Below are 22,452 nucleotides of genomic sequence, written 5' to 3'. Positions count from 1 at the left end.
GACGCGCCGGTTCCGACCCTCGGTCGGGACCGGCGCACAGGGATTGGAGTAAACCCCCATGCGCGACCTGCCCCCCGCCTTCGCCGCGCACCTCGCGGGCGGGGTGACGAATCTGTGCCGCTGCTGGTCCCTGCGGCGCCGGGACGGGGCGGCGCTGGGCTTCACCGACCACGACCGGGACCTGACGCTCGCCGGCCTCGTCCACGCCGCCCGCACCGGGCTGGAGGCGGCCGAGGCCAGCGCGGAACTGGGCTTTGCCGTCTCCGGCGGCGACGTCTCGGGCGCGCTGACCGCGCTGGGCATCACCGAGGCCGACATCGCCGGCGGCCTCTACGACGGGGCCGCCGTCGAGACCTGGCTGGTCGATTGGACCAACCCCGAGACGCGGCTCCTCCTCGACATCGGCACGGTGGGGGAGATCCGCCGGGCGGGCGACGCCTTCGTGGCCGAGCTGCGCGGGCTCGCCGACCGGCTCGACTCTGAGCGCGGCCGGACCTACCGCGCCACCTGCGGCGCGGAGCTGGGGGACGCCCGCTGCCGGGTGGACCTCGCAGCCTTCCGCACCGCCGGCCACGTCACCGCCCTGCCGGAGCCCGCCACCCTCGCCGCGGCGCTCGCCGGCAGCTTCCCGGAGGGCTTCTTCTCCGGCGGGCGGCTGACCTGGAGCACGGGGGCCAATGCCGGGCTCTCCGGCGACGTGCGGGTGCAGGTCGGCCCCCTCGTGGAGCTGTGGGAGGCGCCCCCGCGGGGAATCGCGCCGGGGGACGCCTTCGCCCTCACGGCCGGCTGCGACAAGCGGCTGTCGACCTGCGCGGGCACCTTCGCCAACGCGGTCAACTTCCAGGGCTTTCCGCACATGCCGGGCAACGACTTCGTCGCCCGCACAGCGCCGGGCTCCGAGGCCGTCCTCGACGGCGGCAGCTTCTTTCGGTGAAAGACCTTGCGGTGACGAAGGATTTCGCGATGACGACGGATTTCGCGATGGCCGGCGACCTCACCGGGGCGGATGTGGTGGCGCAGGCGCGCCTCTGGCTCGGGACGCCCTACCGGCACCAGGCCTCGCTCGCCGGCGTCGGCTGCGACTGCCTCGGCCTGCTGCGCGGCGTCTGGCGCGGGCTGCTCGGCGACGAGCCCGAGGCCGCCCCGCCCTATACCGGCACCTGGGCGGAATCGGCCGCCCCCGGCACCGACCCGCTCACGGAGGCCGCCCGGCGCCACCTCGTGCCCGTGCCCGGCCCGCCGGCACGCCCGATGCCGGAGCCCGGCGACGTGCTGCTCTTCGCCTTCCGCGCCCACCTGCCCGCCCGCCACTGCGCCATCGCCACGGGGGCGGGCACGATGATCCACGCCCACGACCGCGCCGCGGTCACGGAAGTGGCCCTGACGCCGTGGTGGCGGCGGCACTGCACGGGGGTGTTCCGGTTTCCGGGGGTGGGTCAGGCCGTGCCGGACAGGCGCTGACCCACCCCCTGCTCACGCCGCCTTCGCGACGTGCAGTTCGACCTGGAGGCCGGCGGCGGACAGCATCGTCACGAGGGAGTCGATCGCGAACAGATCGATCTTGCCGCGCATCAGGTCGGAAATGCGCGGCTGGGTCACGCCGAGGATCGCGGCGGCCCGCGCCTGGCTCAGTCCTTCGCCCGCGATGTGGTCTCGCAGCACACGCATCAGTTGGGACCGCAGCCGCATGTTGGCGGCCTCGGCCGGGGTGTCCTCGATCGCGTCCCAGACGCTGTCGAAGCGGGCGTCGCTCATGGTCCGGAATCCTTCGGTCCGAGGTCCTTCACGAGGTCGGAATAGCGCCGCCTGGCTAGGGTGATGTCGCTCCGTGCGGTCTTCTGCGTCGTCTTGCGGAAGCAGTGCAGGACGACGACCGCGTCGGCGAACTTCGCGACGTAGACGATCCGGAAGGCGCCGTCCGCGTCCCGGATGCGGATCTCGCGCACGCCCGGCCCGATCGTCGGCATCGGTTTCCAGTCGTCGGGATCGCGGCCCGACTGGACCCGGTCGATCTGGTAGCACGCCGCCCGGCGGGCGCCGACCGGAAAGGCCCGCAGGTCGTCGAGGGAGCCGCCTCGGAACAGGACGGCCCTGGGCCGTTCGACCATCACGGCTCCCGCATCTCGAAGTCCGTCCGCCAGTCCGCACTATACAAAAATTTGTATAGTCCGCAAGCCGCCATCCCCGACAGGAGCCCGCCATGGCCACGCTGATCCTGTCCACGGCTGGCGCCGCGGCGGGCACCGCCCTCGGCGGGCCGATCGGGGCCGTGGTCGGGCGGGTGCTGGGGGCTGCGGCCGGCGCCGGGCTCGACGGGGCGCTGTTCGGCACGCGGGCGAGCCCGCGATTCGTCGAGGGACCGCGGCTGGCCGACGTGGCCGGGCTCTCCTCCACCGAGGGCGACCCGGTGCCGCGGGTCTACGGGCGGGCCAAGGTCGGGGGCAGCCTGATCTGGGCGACCCGGCCCCTGGAGGTCGCCAACACCACCGTGGAGCGGGCGGGCGGCGCCGCCAAGGGCGGGGGCGGCCAGCGGACCGTGCGCACGGCCTACGCCTATTACGCCAACCTCGCGGTCGGCCTGTGCGAGGGCGAGATCGCGCTCATCCGCCGGATCTGGGCGGACGGGCGGGAGATGGACCAGACCGGCCTCGCGATCCGCGTCCACACCGGAGGCCCGGACCAGGAGCCCGACCCGCTGATCGTCGCCAAGGAGGGCGCGTCAAACGCCCCCGCCTATCGCGGCCTCGCCTACGTGGTGTTCGAGGGCCTGCCGCTGGCCGATTACGGCAACCGGGTGCCGCAGTTCGCCTTCGAGGTGGTGCGCCCGGTCAACGGCCTCGCCGGCCTGGTCCGGGCGGTGGACCTGATCCCCGGCTCCAGCGAGTTCGGCCTCGACCCCGGCCTCGTCACGGTGGACCTCGGCTTCGGCCGGACGCACGCGGCCAACCGCTACCAGCTCCAGCGGGCCACCGACGTCACCGCGTCCCTCGACGCCCTCCAGGCCCTGTGCCCGCGCCTGACCCGCGTGGCCGTGGTGGCGGCCTGGTTCGGGGACGACCTGCGCGCCGGCGCCTGCCGGGTGGTGCCCAAGGTCGAGGTCCGCGACAAGGGGACGGTGGGCGACGTGTGGCAGGTGGCCGGGATCGGCCGGGCCGCCGCGGACGTGGTCTCGACCGCCCAGAACGGCGCCCCGGCCTTCGGCGGCACGCCGTCCGATGCCGGGCTGACCCGCCTCGTGGCGGACCTCGTCCGCCGGGGGCTGGAGGTGGTGCTCTACCCCTTCGTGATGATGGACGTGCCCGTCGCCAACGATCTGCCCGATCCGCGCGACCCCGCCGCCGCCGGCCAGCCGCCCTACCCCTGGCGCGGGCGCATCACCTGCGACCCGGCCCCCGGCCTGCCCGGCAGCGTGGACGGCACGGCGGCGGCCGCCACGCAGGTCCAGGCCTTCTTCGCCAACCCGGCCGGCTACCGGCGGCAGGTGCTGCATTATGCCGACCTCGCCGCCGCCTGGGCGGCCGGGGGCGTTCCGCTCGCCGGCTTCGTCGTCGGCAGCGAGTTCGTCGGCCTCACCCACGTGCGCGGCGCCGCCGGCTACCCGGCGGTCGCAGCGCTCCGAAGCCTCGCCCAGGCGGTGCGGAGCCGGCTCGGGACCGGCGTCAAGCTCGTCTACGCCGCCGACTGGACCGAGTACGGCGCCCATGTGCGCGACGACGGCGCCACCATCCGTTTCCCCCTCGACGACCTGTTCGCGGATGCCGCGATCGATGCGGTGGGCATCGACTGGTATCCGCCGCTCACCGACTGGCGCGACACCCCGGACCATGCCGACCTGGCGCTGGCCGACGACATCTACGACCGGGCCTACCTCAAGGACCGCCTCGGGGCGGGCGAGGCCTTCGACTGGTACTATCCCGATCCGGCCAGCCGCGCCGCCCAGGCCCGCACCCCGATCACGGACGGGGCCTACGGCAAGCCCTGGCTCTACCGGGCCAAGGACCTCGCCGGCTGGTGGTCGAACCCGCACGTGGAGCGCGACGGCGGGGTCGAGACCCGCACCACCGCCTGGGTGCCGAGATCCAAGCCGGTCTGGCTCACCGAGATCGGCGTGCCGGCGGTGGACAAGGGCACCAACGGCCCCAACGTCTTCCCCGACCCGAAATCCTCCGAGAGCGCCTACCCGCCGGAATCGCGAGCTTTGCGCGACGAGTTGATCCAGCTGCGCGGCCTGGAGGCGATCATCGGCCGCTTCGATCCGGACGCGCCGGGCTTCGAGGCCGCCCACAACCCGGTCTCGCCGGTCTACGGCGGCCGGATGGTGCCGGCGGACGCGATCTTCGTCTGGTCCTGGGACGCGCGGCCCTTCCCGGCCTTCCCGGACGTGGAGGCGGTCTGGGCCGATACCGATAACTGGCGCGTCGGCCACTGGGTCACCGGCCGGATCGAGGGCTGCGACCTCGACCTGCTGGTCAGGGCGATCCTGTCCGAGTTCGGCTTCGACTGGCCCGCGCAGGTCGAGGCCTCGGCCTATCTCGACGGCTACGTGATCGACCGGCCGCTCTCGGCCCGCGGCGCCCTGGAGCCGCTGGCGCGGATCTACGGCCTCGACGCGTCGGCGGTGGCCGGCACGCTGCGCCTGCGCGGCCCGCGCCGGGACCTGCCCGTGAGGCTGACGGAGGCCGACCTCGTGCGCCCCACCGAGGACGCGGCCACCTTGCGCCGGGTGCGGGCGGAGGAAAGCTCCCTGCCCCGCGCGCTCGAGATCGGCATCACCGATTCCGAGAGCCCGGACTACCGCCGCGCCTCGGCCGCGGCCGTGCGGCCGGCCGGCGCACGCCGGCGCGAGACCCGGATCGAGGCCGCCATCGTCACCCGGCGGGAGAGCGCGGACGGCCTGGCCGAGGCCGTCCTCGACCGCACGATCGCCGCCCGCGACACGGCCGGCTTCACCCTCAGCCCGCGCCGGATCGAACTGGAGCCCGGCGACCTCCTGGCCCTGCCCTCGGACGGACCGGGCGGCCGCGCCCTCCAGCGCATCGCCCGGATCGACGACGGCCCGGCCGGCCGGCGCATCGAGACCGAGGGCGTCTCCCTGCACGGGGCGCCCGCCCGCGCGTCGGCCCGCACCCGGGCGCGGCCCGGCCGGCTGCCGCCGGGCTTTGCCGGGCCGCCCTTCGTCCTCGTCCTCGACCTGCCGGCCGACCGGGGCAGCCCGACCGGGCTGCAATACCTCGCGGTGGCGGCCGAACCCTGGCCCGGCGAGGTCGCGGTCTGGCGCTCGGAGGGCGAGGCGGGGCCGCTGGCGCTGCACGCCGTCCTCGATTACCCGGCCTGCCTCGGGCGGACCCTGTCGGCGCTGCCGGCCGGCCCCCTCTGGCGCTTCGACAGGGGGGCGCATCTCGACGTGAGCCTGCGCAACGCCGGCGCCCTGGCCGGCATCGGCGAGGCCGCGGCGCTGGCAGGCGAAAACCTCTTCGCCCTGCTCGCGCCCGACGGCACCGTGGAAATCCTGTCGGCGGCCGACGCCGTGCTCACCGGAACCGAGACCTACCGCCTCGGCCGCTTGCTGCGGGGGCTGGCCGGCAGCGAGGCGGCCGCGGCCCGGCCCGCACCCGCGGGCAGCCTGATCGTGCGCCTGGACGGCGGCGGCGTCACGCCCCTGGTCGATCGCCTGGACGAAGCCGGGCGGCGCTTTCGCTACCGCATCGGCCCGGCCGCCCGCGATCCGGGCGACCCGGCCTTCACGGAGGTCGTCGCCACCGCCGGCCTCTCGGCCCTGACGCCGGCGAGCCCCGTCCACCTGCGGGCGCGCCGGGAGACGGGGGGCGTGCGCCTCTCCTGGACCCGCCGGGCGCGACGCGCGGGCGACGCCTGGGAGCCCGTCGAGATCCCCCTCGACGAGGCGGCGGAATCCTACGCCGTCACGCTCTTTGCCGGCAACGGAGCACCCCTGCGCAGCCTCGCGGCCACCGGGCCGACCCTGCTCTACGCGGCCGCCGACGAGGCCGCGGATTTCGGCGGCCCGCAGGCGACGATCGAGGCCGCGGTGGCCCAGGTCGGCGCGGTGGCCGGCCCCGGCCCCGCCCTGCGGGCCCGCGTGCCGGTGCGCGCAGGGTGATGCGCGGCTTCCCTCCCCCGCACAGGGGGGAGGGAGACGCGGGGGGCCTCAAACACAAAAAAGGAGACGGCGGATGGCCGAGACCACGCGCAACCTGGCCCTGCCGCTGATCGCGGCGAGCCAGGCGCAGAAGCACGTCACCCACAACGAGGCGCTGACGCTCCTCGACGCGCTGGTGCAATTGTTCTGCCTCGACAAGGACCTCGCCGCCCCGCCGGCCTTGCCCACGGAGGGCGACCGCTACCTCGTCGCGGCCCTTGCGCCCACCGGCGCCTGGACGGGCCTGTCGGGGCAGGTGGTGCGCTTCGCCGACGGGGTCTGGACCGGCTCGGCTCCCCGCCCCGGCTGGTTCGCCTACGTGGTCGACGAGGCCGACCTCTACGTCTTCACCGGCACCGCCTGGACCAGCTTTCGCGCGAGCCTCAGCGTCCTGCAGAACCTGAGCCGGCTCGGCATCGGCACGGCGGCGGACGCCGTCAACCGCCTGGCGGTGAAGACTGAGGCCGCCCTGTTCTCCTGGGACGACGCCACGCCCGGCGCCGGCAACATGCGGATCACCCTCAACCGCAAGCTCGCCGGCAACGACGCGGCCTTCGTGTTCCAGACCGGCTACGCCACGCGGGCGCTGTTCGGGACGCTGGCCGACGACGACTTCGTGGTGAAGGTCTCCCCGGACGGGGCGGCCTTCTCCGAGGGCCTGCGGATCAAGGCCGGGAGCGGGCTCGCGACCTTTCCTGGCCTGCTGGCGCCGCCCGCCAAGGGGGCGGCCTTCACCGGCCCTGCCGGCGCGGTCTCGACCGACACGGCCAACACCCGCCTCGTGCTGCACGACGGCGCCACCGCGGGCGGCGTGCCGGCAGCCGGCATCCCGGACCTGCCGGGCCGCAACGCGGTGATCAACGGCCTCTTCCTGGTCAACCAGCGCGCCTATGCGGGCGGCACGGCGCTGGCCGCCGGCGCCTACGGGCACGACCGCTGGAAGGCGGGGGCGGGCGGCTGCACCTATTCCGTCGCGCAGGCGCCCGCCGCCAACACGGTGACGCTCACCGCCGGAACCCTCGTCCAGGCGGTCGACGCCACCAACGTGCACGCCGCCGCGTGGTGGCTGACCTGGACCGGCACGGCGCAGGCCCGCATCTGGCAGGGCTCGGCCTCGGGCGCCTACGCGGCCGGCACGCCGCGGGTGGTGGGCGGCGCCACGGTCAACGCGCTCCCCGTCACCGGGCTGAGCCCGGGGACGGCGGCGTCCATCGAGTTCTCGGGCGGCACGCTGAGCCTCGTGCAGTTCGAGGCGGCCCTGCCGAACGCGGGGCCGACCCGGTTCGAGCGGCGCCACGGGGAGGCGCAGATCTGCGCCCGCTACTATCAGCGCATCGGCTTCAACGCGGGCGCGACCCTCTACGACCAGTACTGCGGCAGCGCCCAGAACCTGATCTTCTCCTACGCGATCCAGCCGATGCGGGCGACGCCCACGATCAGCGCGACGGGCATCGGCTTCAGCAACGGCTCCTCGCTCATCGCCTACGGCACCGCCACCTGGTTCGAGGTCTCGGGCGCCGCCTCCGGGGCGGGGCGCGTCTACGCCTCGGCCGCGGCGGGAGGCGCCTATTTCGAACTCTCGGCGGAGATCTGAAGCGATGGCCTACAGCGAAGTCCGCGATCCCGTGACGGGCGCCGCCCGCGACGACGTGGTGCGGCGGGAATCCGACGGCGCCTTCATCCCCGCCGACCCCGGCAACACCGACTGGCTGGCCTACCGGGCCTGGATCGCCGCGGGGAACGCGCCCGCGGCCGGGCGGGACCCGACCGGCGACGCACCGCCCGGCACGCCCTGAATCCGGCACGAGTCCCTCGTCATCCTGGAGACCCCCATGCAGCTTTCCCCCATCGGCGAGGCCGTCCTGATCGCGCGCGAGGGCCGGCGCCTGACCGCCTACCGCGACAGCGTCGGCGTCTGGACCATCGGAATCGGCATCACCTCGGCCTCGGGGCTGATCCGGGTGCGGCCGGGCCTGACCATCACCGCGGCCGAGTGCGACGCGCTGGCCCACCGCGCCTTCGCCCTCTACGCCGGCCACGTCGACGCGGCGCTCTGCGGCACGCCGGTGGGCCAGCACACCTACGACGCCCTGGTCTCGGTCTGCTTCAACATCGGGCCGAGCGCGTTCTCCGGCTCGACCTTCCTGCGGCGGCTGCGCGCGGGGGACGGCGAGGGCGCCCGCGCGGCCCTGCTGTGGTGGAACAGGCCCGCCGCGATCCTCGGGCGGCGCCGGGCCGAGGCGGAGCAGCTCGTCACGCCCTACGGGGAGGCCCTGCCGCGCCCGACCCTCGCGAAGAGGCCCGTCACGGTCGCGGCGCCCGTGGCCGACATCCTCGACCCCGGCGTGGCGACCCCCGTCCTCGCGCCCGTCGCCCCCGCCGCGCCGAACTGGCTCGGCCGCCTCGGGCGCTGGGTCGACGACGTGTGGGGTGAGCGGCCGGCGCGCCGCGCCGGCTGACGAGCACCGCCCCGGTCCGATCCACGAGCCTGGATCATCCAAAAAAACCCGAGCCGGCCGGGCCTGCCGCGCGTCCTTCGAATCGAGAGAGACACCCATGATCCGCATGCTCACGCTCGCGGCGCTGGCGCTCGCCTGCGCGTCTTCCCCCGTCCTGGCCGATGCCGGGGCGCCGGCCACCGCGGTCGCACTCCCGTGGGGCGACTGGATCGTCGCCTTCGGCCAGACCGCGCAGGCGGTGCTGACGCCGCTCCTCGTCGCCCTCGTCACCGGGCTGATCGCGCGCTTCGCGCCGATGGCGCGCTACTTCGTCTCCAAGAGCGTGGTCGAGGGCATGGTGCGCCGCGTGACCGACTACGCCCTCAACGCGGTGGCCGGCGCCGCCAAGGGCCGGACGCTGACCGTGCCGGTCGGCTCGGCGGTGATCGCGGCCGCCGTGCAGCGGGCCGCCGACCAGGTGCCGGGCTTCGTGGTGAAGGCGGCCGGCGGCCTGCCCGGCATCGCCGAGAAGGTGTTCCGCCGGATCGCGCTGGAAGAGGGCGCCACCGCGGCCAACACCCTGGCGCCGGCGCTTGCCGCGGCCGGCCTCGCGGCCCGGTAGCCGGCCCATCGCCGGTTGCCCTCGGGCGGGCGCGGAGGCAGCCGGAGCGGCCGGTGTCTCGGGGGAGGCCAGCATGGACGCGACGCAACAACCTCGGGCGGAGGCCGGTCCCGAGTGCCGCCGGGCCGCGCTGGCGGCGCTCGGCGAGGAGGTCGGGCGGGCCCTGCCCCTGCCCGACGAGGGCCTGGGCGAGACCCTGCTCCGGCGGGCCCAGGCCCAGCCCGCCGCCGAGACGGAGGAGGACCGGCTGATCGTCCGGTTCGGGACGGAGTGGCGCAGCTTCATCCGGCGCCAGAACCCCGACCGGCTGACCGCCCTCGACGAACTGATCGACGCGCGGATCGAGCGGCGGGCGCTCGCCCGCTTCTACCGCCGCATGAAGCACGCGGCCGTGGCCGTCACGGTCACGGCCTTCGCCCTCGCGCAGTTCGGGATCGACCGGCTGCCGCTGGTGCGCCAGCTCTGGCGCCTGCTCCGGGGAGACCTGCGATGAGCGCGATCCTCGACCGCTGGCTCACCCGCCTCTACCGCCTGATCGGCAGCGCCCTGGTCCTGGCCGCCTGCGGCTTCGTCTCCTACACCGCCGGCGACTGGCACTGGCCCTACCACGTGCTCTCGGCAGAACTGTCCACGCCTGAGGTGGCGCCCGGCGGGACGCTGCGCCAGACGCGGGTGATCCGCTACCGGGCCGAGTGCGAGATCCGCTCCGAGCGCCGGCTGCAGAGCACCGGGCCGGAGGGCCGCCGGGTGATGCTGCCGCAGATCGCCTTCGGCACCCCGCCCTGGGACCGGGACGGCAAGCCGCAGACCACGGAGACGGAGGTCCCGGCCGACTTCCCCTGCGGCCCGGCGACGATCGTCGAGAGCCCGTCGGCCGCCTGCAACTGGGTCCAGCGCATCCTGGGCCGCCAGCACAAGGCGGACGTGATCACGCCCTTCCGGGTGGTCTGCGCCCGCTGAGCGTCCGGCATCGGCATGGAACCCCGGCGCCCCTCGGCCGTAAGGCTGCGCAGCCCCCGAAGCACCATGACCCGATCCGTCTGCGACACCACCGTCCCGCCCTCGCCCCAGCCAGGGGCCGCCATGCGCAGGACGCTCCCGTCCGCTCCGTCTGGACGCCCCGACATTCAGGGCGCATTCAGTGCCTGGAGCCGAGTGTCTCCGCCCATGCGCCACGCCATCGCCCTCGTCGCCATCTGCCTGACCGCCGCGGCCTTCGCCGCGGGCGGCCTCGGCTCGATGGCCGACGAGACCGGCCCGGCCGCCGCGCCCCGCCTCGCCCAGGAGCCCGGCGGACCGGCGCCACGGGCCGAGAACTGCCTCTCCCCGGCGGACATGCGCGAGGAGGTCTCCGAGCGGCGGGTGATCGAGCCGGTGGCCGCGATCCGCGCCGCGCGCAGCGTGATCCCCCGTGCCGAGATCCAGCGGGCCAGCCTCTGCCGCCACGAGGACGGGCTCGTCTACATGCTCACCGCCTTGCGCCGGGACGGGCACTTCGTGCACGTGATGGTGGATGCCAGGACCGGCAAGGTCGCCGGACAGTATTGAGGCCATCGTTCGAAGCCGCCTTGGCGGCGTCTGAGCGCGAAGAGCGCCCCGCGGAGCGGGCTTTCCAGGACGCCTGTCCTGGAAAGCGTCGAGCGGAGCGAAAGCCTAAGTCCGCGGAGGCGGGCGCCGGCGATTGAGGCCGGGGAAAAATCAAGGCAAGCGCGTTCAAGCGATTGCCTTGAGTCGGGACGAGGATGGAGTGAACCGTGCGCCTGCTGGTCGTGGAGGATGACAAGGACATCAACCGGCAGGTCGTGGCCGCCCTGGAGGAGGCCGGCTACGTCGCCGACAAGGCCTATGACGGCGAGGAGGGCGGCTATCTCGGCGAGAGCGAGCCCTACGACGCCATCATCCTCGACATGGGACTGCCCAAGGCCGACGGCGTCAGCGTGCTGCAGAAGTGGCGCCGGGCCGGGGTGAAGACCCCCGTCATCATCCTCACCGCTCGCGACCGCTGGTCGGACAAGGTCGACGGGTTCGACGCGGGCGCGGACGACTACGTCACCAAGCCCTTCCACATGGAGGAGCTGATGGCCCGCGTGCGCGCCCTGCTGCGGCGCGCGGCCGGCCACGCCTCCAGCCAGATCGCCTGCGGCCCCGTCATCCTCGACACCCGCTCCGGCCGGGTGTTCGTGGACGGCAACATGGTCAAGCTGACGAGCCACGAGTACCGGCTGCTCTCCTACCTGATGCACCACACCGGCCGCGTCGTCTCCCGCGCGGAGCTGACCGAGCACCTCTACGACCAGGATTTCGACCGGGATTCCAACACCATCGAGGTCTTCGTCGGCCGGCTGCGCAAGAAGCTCGCCGTGGACCTGATCCAGACCGTGCGGGGGCTGGGGTACCTGGTGGACCCGAGCCAACCGCCGGCGCGGGTGTGAATGCCCGAAGCCCTCAGTCGGAAGCGGAATTCACGTCCGTCTGCGAGAAGTCGTTGCCCTTGAACAGGAGCGGCACCTGGTGCCGCTTGGCGGCGGCGTAGGCGAAGCAGTCCCCCATGTTGAGGCGCGCGGGATGTCCCCGCCCCTTGCCGAAGCGCTCGAAGGCCGCAGGCGCCGCGTCCGCATCCTCCGGCGTGACGGAAACGAGCCGTATCCCGGCCTCCGTCAGCAGGACCCGAAGGTCGGCCCGTGCCGTGTCCAGTCCCCCGCTCCGGTGTCGCGCGATGGCCAGGACGGCCTCATAATAGGCGATCGGGGACGTGTTAGGGTCGGACGCGGCGTCGAGCCGTTCGGCCAGACCTTTCGCATCCGGCTCGCCGAGTACGATCGCGACGAGGGCGGAGGCGTCGAGGAACGTCACTCGTCGTTCAGGCTGTCGTAGAAGGCCTTGTCGGCGACCAGTCCGGAGGACGGCCGGGCGGCGACGCGCTCGTGGAGGGGTTTGAGCCGCTCCCACAGGCTGGCGCGCGGCCCGTCGCGGTCGAGTTCGTTGCGCACGGCGAGCTTCACCGCCTCGTCGGGTTCGATCCGCCGGCGCTCGGCCAGCAGGCGGACGAGGCGGTCGGTCTCTTCGTCGCGGATGTGAAGCGCCATGGCCGGCTTGCTCCCGAATGGACGACGCGACGATACCGCAGAATGCCGCGACGCCCTATGCTCGCCCGAGCCGGCATGCCCGGTCCGTGACGCCCCCCCGCCGATGACCCTCCTCCTCGACCTCCTCTCCCTGCGCCGCCGCTCGATCGCGGTGCGCCTTGCCGTCTCGGCCCTGCTCGCCAGTTCCGCGATCCTGCTGATCGCCGCCTGGATCCTCACCACCCTCTACCGGGAGAACACCGAGCGCGCCTTCGACAGCCGGCTCCTGGTCTTCGCCAACAACCTCGCCACCGACCTGGTCTCGCCGAGCGACCCGGAGAGCCGCTCCTTCTCGCTGGGCGACCCGCGCTTCGACCTGCCCCTGTCCGGCTGGTACTGGCAGGTCGGGCGGCCCGACGCGAAGGCGCGGGACCTGCGCACCTCGCGCTCGCTGGTGGGCGTGCCGCTGAAGCCCGCCGCCGGCCCGGACGGCAAGGCCGGGATCGGCCAGATCCGCCAGGGCTACGGCAAGGCCCAGGACGACCGCCCCCTGCGCATCATCGAGCGCGACGTGGATCTGGGCGAGGAGGGCCGCTACACCGTGCGCGTGGCGGGGCCGGCCGACGAGATCGGCAACGACGTCGAGCGCTTCCGCAACTCGCTCTTCGTCACCTTCGGCCTGCTCGGCCTGTCGCTGGCCCTGACGACGCTGCTCCAGATCCGCTTCGGCCTCGCACCCCTCAAGAAGATGCGCGCGGCCCTGGGCGCCATCCGCCGCGGCGAGGCCGACCGCATCACCGGCACCTATCCCCGCGACATCGCTCCCCTGACGGGGGAGGTGAACCTCCTGATCGAGACCAACCGCGAGATCCTGGAGCGCGCCCGCACCCAGGTCGGCAACCTGGCGCACGCCCTGAAGACGCCGCTGTCGATCATCGTCAACGAGGTCGGCAGCTCGGACGCGTCCGAGGACCTCGCCCAGAAGATCCGCGAGCAGGCCGCCGTGATGCGCGACCAGGTGAACTACCACCTCGACCGGGCCCGCGCCGCGGCCCTGGCGGGAACCCTGGGCACCTCCACCGAGGTCGAGCCGGCGCTGGCCGGCCTCGTGCGCACCTTCGGCAAGATCTACCGCGACAAGGACATCGCCTACGAGGTCCACGTGCCCGCGGGCCTGCGCTTCCGCGGCGAGCGTCAGGATTTCGAGGAGATGGTCGGCAACCTCGTCGACAACGCCTCGAAATGGGCCGCCGGCCGGGTCGCGATCCGGGCCGAGGCGGTGGCCCGGCACGATTATCCCCACCTTCTCGTGGCCATCGAGGACGACGGCCCCGGCCTGCCGCCCGACGACCGCAAGGCCGTCCTCGGCCGCGGCCGGCGCCTGGACGAATCGAAGCCGGGCTCGGGCCTCGGCCTCTCCATCGTGGCGGACCTCGCCGCCCTCTACCGGGGCCGGTTCAGCCTGGAGGAGGCGGCGCTGGGAGGCCTGCGCGCCGTGCTCGAAGTGCCCGGCGACGCCCCGGCGGGGCCGCCCAGCCATTGAGCGATCCGTCCGCGTTCCGCCGCCCGGCCGTCCCCTGCGAGCGGGGGCGCAACCTTGTCACCGGGCGGAACTTGCGTGACACCGTGTCGCCAAGGGCGGCCATCGGTCGGGGGCCGGCCCGCCTCTATAGAAGACGCGGGCCGGTGCGGCCCGATCACAGGGTCCGATGACGGCGATCTGGTTCATCCTGGCGGCCATGACCGCCGCGGCCGTCGTGGCCCTGCTCTGGCCGATGTCGCGCCGCGCCGCCGCCCCCGTCGGCGAGCCGGGGAGCGTGGCCACCGAGACCGGCTTCTACGAGGACCAGCTCGCCGAGATCGAGCGCGACCTCGGCCGCGGCCTGATCGCGCCGGCCGAGGCGGAGGCCGCCCGCACCGAGGCCGCCCGCCGCCTGCTGCGGGCGAGCCGCGAGGCCGGTCCCGGCGACGCGTCCGGCATGGAGACCGCCTTGGGCGAGCCGCACCTGCGCCAGCGCCGGGCGGCCTCGGCCTTCGCCCTCTCGACCATCCCCCTCGTCGCCCTGATCGCCTACGGCCTCTACGGCTCGCCGGAACTGCCCGCGCAGACGGAGGCCGACCGGCAGGCGGTCCAGTCCGGCAGCCAGGACATGATGAAGGCCGTGGGCCAGATCGAGGCGAAGCTCGCCCGCGATCCCGGCGACGCCCGCGGCTGGGCGGTGCTCGCCCCCGTCTACATGCGGCTCGGCCGCTTCGACGACGCGGCCCGCGCCTACCAATCGGTCGCCCGCCTCAAGGGCGAGACCGCCGAGACCCTGTCCGACTGGGGCGAGGCCCTGGTCGCCGCCGGCAACGGCGTGGTGCCGCCCGAGGCCAGCGCCGTGTTCGAGCGGGCGCTCAAGCTCGACGCCAAGACCCCGAAACCCCGCTTCTACCTCGCGCGCGGCGCCGAGCAGGCCGGGGACACCGCCGAGGCGATCCGCCAGCTCACGGCGCTCACCGATGCGAGCCCGGCCGACGCCCCCTGGCTCGGCATGGTCCGGCAGAACCTCGCCCGCCTCAAGGGCGAGCCGGCCCCCGCGGCCGAGGCGCCGGGCAGGGCTCCGGACGCCCCGGCGGGCGCGGCCTCCAATCTCCCCCCCGAGCAGCAGGCCGCGATCCGCGGCATGGTCGACGGCCTGGACGAGCGCCTGGCCGCCAGGGGCGGCACGGCGGAGGACTGGCTCCGTCTCGCCCGCTCCCGCTCCGTCCTGGGGGAGCCCGACAAGGCCGCAGCCGTTCTGGAGCGCGCCCGCACGGCGCTCGCCGGAGACGCCGCGAAGCTGGCGGCCTTCGAGGCCGGCGCGCGGGACCTCGGCCTGGCCGGCGGACCGGCGGGGACGGCGGCGCCCGCCCCCCGGTCCCGGATGGAGACGGGGTCTCCGGAGGCGCAGGCCGAGACGGAATCGGCGGTCGCCGCGGTGAAGGCGATGCCGCCGGCCGAGCGCGACGCCGCGATCCGCGGCATGGTCTCGGGCCTCGACCGGCGCCTGGCCGCCAAGGGCGGCACCGCCGACGAGTGGCTGCGCCTCGTGCGCTCCTACAGCGCGCTGGGCGATCGCGAGAACGCGGCCAAGGCCCTCGACCGCGGCCGCATGGCCCTCGCCGCCAACGCGGACGCCGTGTCCCGCCTCGACGGCCTCGCGCGCGAACTCGACCTCAAGCCGCGCCCCTGAGGGTCCGGCTCCGGCCCTCGGCCCTGCCCTGCGGCCTTGACCCGCGTCGCGCCTGAGTCGACACCATCCTATGTTGGAATGAGAACGGTTCAGGACTGTCTCGGGCCGTGTCGCGGCCCGATCGGACCCAGGACCCCGCCGGGACGGAAATTCGTGACGCGCAAGAGCCGCCGCCTGATCCTGATCTCTGCCTGCGGCGGCGTGCTCGCCCTCGCGGTCGGCCTGATCCTGTTCGCGATGAGCGGGGCGATCGTGTTCTTCCGCTCGCCCACCGAGGTGGCCTCCCAGGCCGTTCCGCCCGGCACCCGCTTCCGCATCGGCGGCCTCGTCAAGGACGGCTCGCTCAAGCGCGGGCCGGACCAGACCGTCGATTTCGCCGTCACCGACACCAACGCCACCGTCGCGGTCCGCTACAGGGGCCAGTTGCCCGACCTGTTCCGCGAGGGCCAGGGCGTGGTCGCCGAGGGCATGCTGGAGCCGGGCGGCGCCTTCCGCGCGGACACGGTGCTGGCCAAGCACGACGAATCCTACATGCCGCGCGAAGTCGCCGACGCCCTCAAGGCGCAGGGGCGCTGGCAGGAGGGCGGGGGCAAGGGCGGGCCGAAGGCCACGTCCGCGAACGACGCCACCCTCGGACCGCGCAGCGAGCGCTGACCCGCGCGCCGACGACCATGAAGGACACGTAAGGCTTTGATCGTCGAAACCGGCCATTTCGCCCTCGCCCTGGCGCTGGCGCTCTCCCTGATCCAGGCGGTGATGCCGATCTGGGCGGCGCGCTCGGGCGATCCCGCCCTGCGTCAGGTGGCGACGCAAAGCGCGCTCGGCGCCTTCGCCTGCATCCTGTTCGCCTTCGCGGCCCTGACCTGGGCGCACGTCACCTCGGACTTCTCGGTCCAGAACGTGGTCGAGAACTCGCACACGGCCAAGCCCCTGATCTACAAGCTGTCCGGCGTCTGGGGGAACCACGAGGGCTCGATGCTCCTCTGGGTGCTGATCCTCACCCTGTTCGGGGCCTGCGTCGCGGTGGCGCGGGAATCCGTCCCCCCCGTGCTCCGGGCCAACACCCTGGCCGTGCAGGGGGTGATCACCTTCGTCTTCGTGCTGTTCATCATCACGACCTCGAACCCGTTCTCCCGCGTCGTGCCGGCCCCGATGGAGGGCAACGACCTCAACCCGCTGCTGCAGGATGCCGGCCTCGCGATCCACCCGCCGCTGCTCTACCTCGGCTATGTCGGCTTCTCGATCACCTTCGCCTTCGCCATCGCCGCCCTGATCGACGGCCGCATCGACGCCGTCTGGGCCCGCGCCGTGCGGCCCTGGACCCTGACCGCCTGGAGCTTCCTGACCCTCGGCATCGCGATGGGCAGTTACTGGGCCTATTACGAGCTCGGCTGGGGCGGCTGGTGGTTCTGGGACCCGGTGGAGAACGCTTCGCTGATGCCCTGGATCGCGGGCACGGCGCTGCTGCACTCCACCGTGGTGATGGAGAAGCGCGACGCCCTGAAGGTCTGGACGGTGCTGCTGTCCATCCTCACCTTCTCCCTGTCGCTGCTCGGCACCTTCATCGTGCGCTCCGGCGTGCTGACCTCGGTGCATTCCTTCGCCACCGACCCGACCCGCGGCGTCTTCATCCTCGCGATCCTGATCCTGTTCATCGGCGGCTCGCTCACGCTGTTCGCCTGGCGCGCGCCGCTGCTGCGCCAGGGGGGCCTGTTCGCGCCGATCTCCCGCGAGGGGGCGCTGGTCCTCAACAACCTCTTCCTGGTCGCCGCCTGCGCCACCGTGCTCGTCGGCACCCTCTACCCGCTGCTGCTGGAGATGCTGACGGCGGAGAAGATCACGGTCGGGCCGCCCTTCTTCAACGCCACCTTCGTGCCGCTGGCCGTGCCCTTGCTGCTGATCGTGCCCTTCGGCCAGTCGCTCGCCTGGAAGCGCGGCGACGTGCTGGCCGCCTCGCAGCGCCTGTTCGCGGCACTCGCCGTCGCGCTCACCGCGGGCCTCGCCGCCATGGCCCTGACCTGGGGCGGACCGGTGCTGGCCCCGGTGGGGATCGGGCTCGGCGTCTACCTCATCGTCGGCTCCGCCCTGGAGATCATCGGCCGCGCCCGCGGCTACGGCTCGGGCCGGACCAGATCCGCGGGCGAGGTCTGGCGCCGCGCCATCGGCCTGCCGCGCTCGGCCTGGGGCACGGCGCTCGCCCATGCCGGCGTCGGCGTGGTGGTGCTCGGCATCGCCGCGCAGGGCTGGGCCACGGAGGGCCTCGCCACCCTGAAGCCCGGCGAGTCGCTGGCCACCGGCCCCTACGTCGCGACCCTGGACCGGGTCGCGCCCCGCACCGGCCCGAACTACGAGGAGGCGGCGGCCTTCCTCACCATCCGCACCCGCGCGGGCGACGAGGTCGGCCACGTCGACACCGGCAAGCGCTTCTACCCGAGCCGCAAGATGACCGTGACGGAATCGGGCCTGCTCACCAACGGCGCGAGCCAGGTCTATGCCAGCCTCGGCGAGATCGGGCAGGACGGCAGCATCGGCCTGCGGCTCTACTACAAGCCCCTGGTGCTGCTGATCTGGCTCGGCGCCGTGGTGATGGCGATCGGCGGCGGCCTCTCGCTGACCGACCGGCGCATGCGCGTCGGCGCCCCGGCCCGCGCCAGGACCAAGCCCCTCCCCCCCAACGCCGTCCCCGCCGAATGAGTCGTTTGGGATTTTCCCGGGGGCTCGCCCTGGCGCTCATCCTGCTGGCGAGCGCCGGGCCGGCCCTGGCCGTGCAGCCGGACGAAGTGCTCAAGGACGCGGGCCTGGAGCACCGCGCCCGCGAGATCTCGGCCGGCCTGCGCTGCCTCGTCTGCCAGAACCAGTCCATCGACGACTCGGACGCGCCGCTGGCCAAGGACCTGCGGGTGCTGGTGCGCGAGCGACTGGTGAAGGGCGACAGCGACAAGGCCGTCGAGGATTACGTGGTCGGCCGCTACGGCGAGTTCGTGCTCCTGCGCCCGGTCTTTGCCGGCCACACCCTCCTGCTCTGGCTGAGCCCGCTGCTGGCCGTGCTGCTCGGCGCCTTCGGAATCTGGCGCCTCGCCCGCCGGAAGCGCCCCCCGCCCGTGAGGACCCTGTCGCCCGCCGAGGAGGCGGAGGTGGCGGCCCTCCTGCGCCGGGAGTAGGTTTTCGCGGGCGCGATGTGGCAATTTTTCCACGGACGCTGCAATATCGGCCCCGGCGGATTCGGCGCGGCATGAGTCTTGGATGCCCCTCCGCGAGAAGAATCCGCCGGGGGGACCGGGATGACCGTATCGACGCTCACGATCTCCAGCCGGAACTACTCGTCCTGGTCGCTGCGCGGCTGGCTGATCTGCCGGATGGCCGGGCTCGACTTCGAGACCGAGATGCTGTCGGGCGACGACGCCTCGACGCGGGCGGAGCTCCTCCACCTCTCGCCCTCGTTCCTGGTGCCGCGCCTGCGCCACGGCGGCATCGTGGTCTGGGACACGCTCGCCATCGCGCAGTACCTCACCGAGACGTTCCCGGAGGCCGGCCTCGTGCCCGCCGACATCGCGGCCCGCGCCCATTGCCGCTCGGTGGCCGGCGAGATGCATTCCGGCTTCATCAACCTGCGCTCGGCGCTGCCGATGAACCTCAAGGCCTTCCACCCCGACTTCAAGGTCTTCAACGGGGCCAAGGGCGACATCGAGCGCATCGTCACGATCTTCGACGACTGCCTCGACCGCTACGACGGCCCCTACCTCTTCGGCGACCGGCCGAGCCTCGCCGACGCGATGTACGCCCCGGTCTGCACCCGCTTCCGCACCTACGACGTCAAGCTGCCCCCCCGCGCCACCGCCTACCGCGACACCATCCTGCACTGGCCGCTGATGGTGGAATGGGCCGAGACCGCCGCCAGCGAGCCCGAAGAGATCGAAGAACTCGACATGGAGTTCTGACGACCGCCCGTCGCCGGTCCAGAGGCATTTCGACCGGTCCGAAGCTGGATTCCGTACTTCGCGCCTTGGGCTCGTCTCCCGACAATCCACCGAACCATCGCAGCTCACACGCGGGCGTTTTCCTCCCCCCTCTGCGGGGGAGGGTGACCCTCGCGTGAGCGAGGGTCGGGAAAGGGGAGCGACAGTTCCGGATACGGCGCTCCCCTCACCCGACTTAGCTCGCGGGCCACCCTCTCCCGCAGAGGGGAGAGCGCCAGCGCGCCCAAGACTGAGCCTGCAAGCCTACGCCGGCCGTAGCCGACCACGGCCGGCCACGTATTTTATTGCAGAGCACAATCCGGCGCCGACCCCGTCCGAGATGGCCGCACCGCAGCATGACAAATCAATCCCGTCGAAACCTATCGTACCGGCGGACGTTTTCTGGAGACGGAAAGGAATCCGAACGGGCCGGCGGCGACAGTCGTTCTTTGTCGAACGACCGGGCAGCTTGATTGAATACAATCGGCATTTCTGTTCCACTCCGAATTAGAAAAGGACCAATCTGGGCAGGAAAGCCATGCCGCGCTACGAACCATGGAGCGCCCCGCGCGCCGCCGGGATCATCGCCGAGCACACCCATCTCGAGGGTGCGACGCTGCCGATCCTGCACGCGCTGCAGGAGACGTTCGGCTACGTGGACGAGGGGGCGGTGCCGCTGATCGCCGACGCGCTCAACCTGTCGCGGGCCGAGATCCACGGCTGCATCACCTTCTACCACGATTTTCGCGCCCATCCGGCCGGGCGGCACGAGGTGAAGCTGTGCCGGGCCGAGGCCTGCCAGGCCATGGGCTCCGACCGGCTGCATGCCGAGATCCTGTCGCGCCTCGGCACCGGCTGGCACGGCACCACCAGCGACGGCAACGCCACGGTCGAGCCGGTCTACTGCCTCGGCCTCTGCGCCAACGGGCCGGCGGCCCTGGTGGACGGCGAGCCGATCGCGCACCTGACCGCCGACGCCCTCGATGCCGCCCTGAGCGAGGCACGCGCATGAGCGTCACCATCACCGTTCCCCGCGACGCCGTGGCGCTCGGCCTCGGCGCCAACCGCGTCGCCCGCGCCCTGTTTGCCGGCGCCGAGCGGCGCGGGCTCGACGTCGCCATCGTCCGCACCGGCTCCCGCGGCCTGTTCTGGCTGGAGCCGATGGTCGAGGTCGCCACGCCCGAGGGGCGCATCGCCTACGGCCCGGTCACGCTCGCCGACGTGGACGGCCTGCTCGACGCGGGCCTGACGCAGGGCGGCGACCATCCGCTCAGGCTCGGCGACCCCGAAAAGATCCCGTACCTGGCGCGCCAGCAGCGCCTCACCTTCCACCGCTGCGGCGTGGTCGACCCGGTCTCCGTCGCCGATTACCGGGCGCATGGCGGCTATCGCGGCCTTGAGGCCGCCTTGACGCTCGACGCCGAAGGGATCGTGGCCGCGGTGCGCGACTCTGGGCTTCGCGGGCGCGGCGGCGCGGGCTTTCCGGCCGGCATCAAGTGGAACACGGTGATGCTCGCCAAGGCGGAGCAGAAATACGTGGTCTGCAACGCCGACGAGGGCGATTCCGGCACCTTCGCCGACCGGATGATGATGGAGGGCGACCCCTTCAACCTCATCGAGGGCATGACCATCGCCGCAATCGCGGTCGGCGCCACCCGCGGCTACATCTATTGCCGCTCCGAGTATCCCCAGGCCTTCGCGACCCTGAAGGAAGCCATCGCCAACGGCGTCCAGGCGGGCGTGCTGGGCGGCGACGTGATGGGCTCCGGCAAGGCCTTCCACCTGGAGGTCCGCCTCGGGGCCGGCGCCTATATCTGCGGCGAGGAGACCTCGCTTCTGGAGAGCCTGGAGGGCCGCCGCGGCATCGTCCGCGCCAAGCCGCCGATCCCGGCCCTGAAGGGATTCCTGGGCAAGCCGACCCTGGTCAACAACGTGATGACCTTCACGGCCACGCCCTGGATCCTGGAGCACGGCGCCAAGGCCTATGCCGATTACGGCATGGGCCGCTCGCTGGGCACCCTGCCGATCCAGCTCGCCGGCAACGTGAAGCACGGCGGCCTGATCGAACTCGCCTTCGGCATCACGCTGCGCGAGGTGATCGAGGGTTACGGCGGCGGCACCCGCTCGGGGCGGCCGGTGCGCGCGGTGCAGGTCGGCGGGCCGCTCGGGGCCTACTTCCCGGACCACCTCCTCGACACGCCCCTGGATTACGAGGCGATGGCGGCCAAGAAGGGCCTCGTGGGACACGGCGGCATCGTGGTGTTCGACGACACCGTGGACATGGCCCGCCAGGCCCGCTTCGCCTTCGAGTTCTGCGCGACCGAGAGCTGCGGCAAGTGCACCCCCTGCCGCATCGGCGCGACCCGTGGCGTCGAGACCATGGACAAGGTCATCGCCGGCGTGCGGACGGAAGCGAACCTCAAGGTCGTCGAGGACCTCTGCGAGGTCATGACCGACGGCTCTCTCTGCGCCATGGGCGGGCTGACCCCGATGCCCGTCATGAGCGCGATCACCCATTTTCCCGAGGATTTCAGGCGCGCCGGCGACATGCCGGTCGCGGCTGAATGAGGAGGCATCCATGGCCCTCATCAAGGAAATCGACTACGGCACCCCGATCCGCGTATCGGAGCAGACGGTCAGCCTGACCATCGACGGGATGAGCGTGACGGTGCCCGCCGGCACCTCCGTCATGGCCGCCGCCATGAACGCCGGCACGCAGATTCCAAAGCTCTGCGCGACGGATTCCCTGGAGCCGTTCGGCTCCTGCCGCCTGTGTCTCGTGGAGATCGAGGGCCGGCGCGGCACGCCCGCCTCCTGCACCACGCCGGCCGAGAACGGCATGGTGGTCCGCACGCAGACGGACAAGCTCGCGCGCCTGCGCAAGGGCGTGATGGAGCTCTACATCTCCGACCACCCGCTGGACTGCCTGACCTGCGCCGCCAACGGCGACTGCGAGCTGCAGACCCAGGCCCACGTTGCCGGCCTGGGTCTGCAGCTCG

Annotated in this window: 24 protein-coding genes; 20 read left to right on the top strand and 4 right to left on the bottom strand. The window is 73.1% G+C overall.

Annotation, left to right across the window (positions count from 1 at the left end; genetic code table 11):
- Positions 1-58 precede the first annotated feature (58 nt).
- Positions 59-934, top strand: a complete 876-nt coding sequence (locus COGEMETH_RS09375) for a phage/gene transfer agent baseplate hub protein (RefSeq protein ID WP_238182328.1) — start codon at positions 59-61, stop codon at positions 932-934.
- Between the two features lie 29 nt (positions 935-963).
- The gene (locus COGEMETH_RS09370; protein ID WP_238182327.1) at positions 964-1,461 is read left to right on the top strand and encodes a C40 family peptidase; all 498 of its coding nucleotides are present in this window, start codon (positions 964-966) and stop codon (positions 1,459-1,461) included.
- Positions 1,462-1,473: 12 nt separating this feature from the next.
- Here the strand turns inward: COGEMETH_RS09370 and COGEMETH_RS09365 are convergent, their stop codons facing one another.
- Positions 1,474-1,755, bottom strand: a complete 282-nt coding sequence (locus tag COGEMETH_RS09365; RefSeq protein ID WP_238182326.1) for a helix-turn-helix domain-containing protein — start codon at positions 1,753-1,755, stop codon at positions 1,474-1,476.
- Positions 1,752-2,108 (bottom strand): type II toxin-antitoxin system RelE/ParE family toxin, encoded by a 357-nt coding sequence (locus COGEMETH_RS09360; RefSeq protein ID WP_238182325.1) that lies wholly within the window; start codon positions 2,106-2,108, stop codon positions 1,752-1,754. Before COGEMETH_RS09360 ends, COGEMETH_RS09365 begins: the two co-directional genes overlap by 4 nt.
- Before the next feature lie 92 nt (positions 2,109-2,200).
- Between COGEMETH_RS09360 and COGEMETH_RS09355 the strand changes: the two genes are divergently transcribed.
- From COGEMETH_RS09355 to COGEMETH_RS09315, 9 genes are all read left to right on the top strand, one after another.
- Positions 2,201-6,118 (top strand): baseplate multidomain protein megatron, encoded by a 3,918-nt coding sequence (locus COGEMETH_RS09355; protein ID WP_238182324.1) that lies wholly within the window; start codon positions 2,201-2,203, stop codon positions 6,116-6,118.
- 73 nt (positions 6,119-6,191) lie between these two features.
- Entirely contained in the window at positions 6,192-7,751 is a 1,560-nt protein-coding gene (locus tag COGEMETH_RS09350; RefSeq protein ID WP_238182323.1) for a DUF2793 domain-containing protein, read from the top strand.
- Between the two features lie 4 nt (positions 7,752-7,755).
- Positions 7,756-7,953 carry a hypothetical protein gene (locus COGEMETH_RS09345; RefSeq protein WP_238182322.1) on the top strand — a complete coding sequence of 66 codons (198 nt, stop codon included), beginning with the start codon at positions 7,756-7,758 and terminating at the stop codon, positions 7,951-7,953.
- Positions 7,954-7,989: 36 nt separating this feature from the next.
- Positions 7,990-8,616, top strand: a complete 627-nt coding sequence (locus tag COGEMETH_RS09340) for a lysozyme (protein ID WP_238182321.1) — start codon at positions 7,990-7,992, stop codon at positions 8,614-8,616.
- Between the two features lie 97 nt (positions 8,617-8,713).
- Positions 8,714-9,217, top strand: coding sequence for a hypothetical protein (locus COGEMETH_RS09335; RefSeq protein WP_238182320.1), 504 nt, complete (start codon positions 8,714-8,716; stop codon positions 9,215-9,217).
- Between the two features lie 73 nt (positions 9,218-9,290).
- Entirely contained in the window at positions 9,291-9,710 is a 420-nt protein-coding gene (locus COGEMETH_RS09330; protein WP_238182319.1) for a hypothetical protein, read from the top strand.
- A complete protein-coding gene (locus COGEMETH_RS09325) occupies positions 9,707-10,177 on the top strand; it encodes a hypothetical protein (RefSeq protein WP_238182318.1) in 471 nt (156 codons plus the stop codon). Before COGEMETH_RS09330 ends, COGEMETH_RS09325 begins: the two co-directional genes overlap by 4 nt.
- 207 nt (positions 10,178-10,384) lie before the next feature.
- On the top strand, positions 10,385-10,765 hold the full coding sequence (locus tag COGEMETH_RS09320; RefSeq protein WP_238182317.1) for a PepSY domain-containing protein: 381 nt from the start codon (positions 10,385-10,387) through the stop codon (positions 10,763-10,765).
- 206 nt (positions 10,766-10,971) lie between these two features.
- Positions 10,972-11,649 (top strand): response regulator transcription factor, encoded by a 678-nt coding sequence (locus COGEMETH_RS09315; RefSeq protein WP_238182316.1) that lies wholly within the window; start codon positions 10,972-10,974, stop codon positions 11,647-11,649.
- Positions 11,650-11,662: 13 nt separating this feature from the next.
- Here COGEMETH_RS09315 and COGEMETH_RS09310 read toward each other — a convergent pair whose 3' ends face one another.
- Entirely contained in the window at positions 11,663-12,070 is a 408-nt protein-coding gene (locus COGEMETH_RS09310; RefSeq protein ID WP_238182315.1) for a type II toxin-antitoxin system VapC family toxin, read from the bottom strand.
- The gene (locus COGEMETH_RS09305; RefSeq protein WP_238182314.1) at positions 12,067-12,303 is read right to left on the bottom strand and encodes a type II toxin-antitoxin system VapB family antitoxin; all 237 of its coding nucleotides are present in this window, start codon (positions 12,301-12,303) and stop codon (positions 12,067-12,069) included. Before COGEMETH_RS09305 ends, COGEMETH_RS09310 begins: the two co-directional genes overlap by 4 nt.
- 103 nt (positions 12,304-12,406) lie before the next feature.
- Here COGEMETH_RS09305 and COGEMETH_RS09300 point away from each other — a divergent pair, with 103 nt between their 5' ends.
- The 9 genes from COGEMETH_RS09300 to COGEMETH_RS09260 all read left to right on the top strand — a co-directional run.
- Positions 12,407-13,825: a sensor histidine kinase gene (locus tag COGEMETH_RS09300; RefSeq protein WP_238182313.1), complete on the top strand. Its 1,419-nt coding sequence runs from the start codon at positions 12,407-12,409 to the stop codon at positions 13,823-13,825.
- A gap of 166 nt (positions 13,826-13,991) precedes the next feature.
- Entirely contained in the window at positions 13,992-15,497 is a 1,506-nt protein-coding gene (ccmI, locus tag COGEMETH_RS09295; protein ID WP_238182312.1) for a c-type cytochrome biogenesis protein CcmI, read from the top strand.
- Between the two features lie 153 nt (positions 15,498-15,650).
- On the top strand, positions 15,651-16,151 hold the full coding sequence (ccmE, locus tag COGEMETH_RS09290) for a cytochrome c maturation protein CcmE (RefSeq protein ID WP_238182311.1): 501 nt from the start codon (positions 15,651-15,653) through the stop codon (positions 16,149-16,151).
- Between the two features lie 36 nt (positions 16,152-16,187).
- Complete coding sequence (locus COGEMETH_RS09285; protein ID WP_238182310.1) at positions 16,188-18,191, top strand: heme lyase CcmF/NrfE family subunit; 2,004 nt, start codon at positions 16,188-16,190, stop codon at positions 18,189-18,191.
- Complete coding sequence (locus COGEMETH_RS09280; RefSeq protein ID WP_238182309.1) at positions 18,188-18,658, top strand: cytochrome c-type biogenesis protein; 471 nt, start codon at positions 18,188-18,190, stop codon at positions 18,656-18,658. Before COGEMETH_RS09285 ends, COGEMETH_RS09280 begins: the two co-directional genes overlap by 4 nt.
- 120 nt (positions 18,659-18,778) lie before the next feature.
- Positions 18,779-19,435: a glutathione S-transferase family protein gene (locus tag COGEMETH_RS09275; RefSeq protein WP_238182308.1), complete on the top strand. Its 657-nt coding sequence runs from the start codon at positions 18,779-18,781 to the stop codon at positions 19,433-19,435.
- A 556-nt stretch (positions 19,436-19,991) separates the two neighbouring features.
- Positions 19,992-20,465 carry a formate dehydrogenase subunit gamma gene (locus COGEMETH_RS09270; RefSeq protein WP_238182307.1) on the top strand — a complete coding sequence of 158 codons (474 nt, stop codon included), beginning with the start codon at positions 19,992-19,994 and terminating at the stop codon, positions 20,463-20,465.
- The gene (locus tag COGEMETH_RS09265) at positions 20,462-22,021 is read left to right on the top strand and encodes a formate dehydrogenase beta subunit (protein WP_238182306.1); all 1,560 of its coding nucleotides are present in this window, start codon (positions 20,462-20,464) and stop codon (positions 22,019-22,021) included. Before COGEMETH_RS09270 ends, COGEMETH_RS09265 begins: the two co-directional genes overlap by 4 nt.
- Positions 22,022-22,031: 10 nt before the next feature.
- The coding region (locus COGEMETH_RS09260) for a 2Fe-2S iron-sulfur cluster-binding protein (RefSeq protein WP_238182305.1) at positions 22,032-22,452 on the top strand (421 nt) is incomplete at its 3' end.

This window comes from Methylobacterium trifolii (assembly GCF_022179685.1).
In the GTDB taxonomy this organism is placed as follows: Bacteria; Pseudomonadota; Alphaproteobacteria; order Rhizobiales; family Beijerinckiaceae; genus Methylobacterium; species Methylobacterium trifolii.
Note: the sequence above shows the minus strand (reverse complement) of the source record. Positions and strands in the feature narration are given on the sequence as shown.

What these genes read in the sequence shown, in the direction of transcription:
- COGEMETH_RS09370 (WP_238182327.1), top strand. Translation starts at nt 964, where the DNA reads ATGACGACGGATTTCGCGATGGCCGGCGACCTCACCGGGGCGGATGTG.
- COGEMETH_RS09280 (WP_238182309.1), top strand. Translation starts at nt 18,188, where the DNA reads ATGAGTCGTTTGGGATTTTCCCGGGGGCTCGCCCTGGCGCTCATCCTG.
- COGEMETH_RS09345 (WP_238182322.1), top strand. Translation starts at nt 7,756, where the DNA reads ATGGCCTACAGCGAAGTCCGCGATCCCGTGACGGGCGCCGCCCGCGAC.
- COGEMETH_RS09355 (WP_238182324.1), top strand. Translation starts at nt 2,201, where the DNA reads ATGGCCACGCTGATCCTGTCCACGGCTGGCGCCGCGGCGGGCACCGCC.
- COGEMETH_RS09375 (WP_238182328.1), top strand. Translation starts at nt 59, where the DNA reads ATGCGCGACCTGCCCCCCGCCTTCGCCGCGCACCTCGCGGGCGGGGTG.
- COGEMETH_RS09335 (WP_238182320.1), top strand. Translation starts at nt 8,714, where the DNA reads ATGATCCGCATGCTCACGCTCGCGGCGCTGGCGCTCGCCTGCGCGTCT.
- COGEMETH_RS09350 (WP_238182323.1), top strand. Translation starts at nt 6,192, where the DNA reads ATGGCCGAGACCACGCGCAACCTGGCCCTGCCGCTGATCGCGGCGAGC.
- COGEMETH_RS09365 (WP_238182326.1), bottom strand. Translation starts at nt 1,755, where the DNA reads ATGAGCGACGCCCGCTTCGACAGCGTCTGGGACGCGATCGAGGACACC.
- COGEMETH_RS09305 (WP_238182314.1), bottom strand. Translation starts at nt 12,303, where the DNA reads ATGGCGCTTCACATCCGCGACGAAGAGACCGACCGCCTCGTCCGCCTG.
- COGEMETH_RS09325 (WP_238182318.1), top strand. Translation starts at nt 9,707, where the DNA reads ATGAGCGCGATCCTCGACCGCTGGCTCACCCGCCTCTACCGCCTGATC.
- COGEMETH_RS09320 (WP_238182317.1), top strand. Translation starts at nt 10,385, where the DNA reads ATGCGCCACGCCATCGCCCTCGTCGCCATCTGCCTGACCGCCGCGGCC.
- COGEMETH_RS09275 (WP_238182308.1), top strand. Translation starts at nt 18,779, where the DNA reads ATGACCGTATCGACGCTCACGATCTCCAGCCGGAACTACTCGTCCTGG.
- ccmI (WP_238182312.1), top strand. Translation starts at nt 13,992, where the DNA reads ATGACGGCGATCTGGTTCATCCTGGCGGCCATGACCGCCGCGGCCGTC.
- COGEMETH_RS09330 (WP_238182319.1), top strand. Translation starts at nt 9,291, where the DNA reads ATGGACGCGACGCAACAACCTCGGGCGGAGGCCGGTCCCGAGTGCCGC.
- COGEMETH_RS09360 (WP_238182325.1), bottom strand. Translation starts at nt 2,108, where the DNA reads ATGGTCGAACGGCCCAGGGCCGTCCTGTTCCGAGGCGGCTCCCTCGAC.
- COGEMETH_RS09300 (WP_238182313.1), top strand. Translation starts at nt 12,407, where the DNA reads ATGACCCTCCTCCTCGACCTCCTCTCCCTGCGCCGCCGCTCGATCGCG.
- COGEMETH_RS09340 (WP_238182321.1), top strand. Translation starts at nt 7,990, where the DNA reads ATGCAGCTTTCCCCCATCGGCGAGGCCGTCCTGATCGCGCGCGAGGGC.
- COGEMETH_RS09270 (WP_238182307.1), top strand. Translation starts at nt 19,992, where the DNA reads ATGCCGCGCTACGAACCATGGAGCGCCCCGCGCGCCGCCGGGATCATC.
- COGEMETH_RS09265 (WP_238182306.1), top strand. Translation starts at nt 20,462, where the DNA reads ATGAGCGTCACCATCACCGTTCCCCGCGACGCCGTGGCGCTCGGCCTC.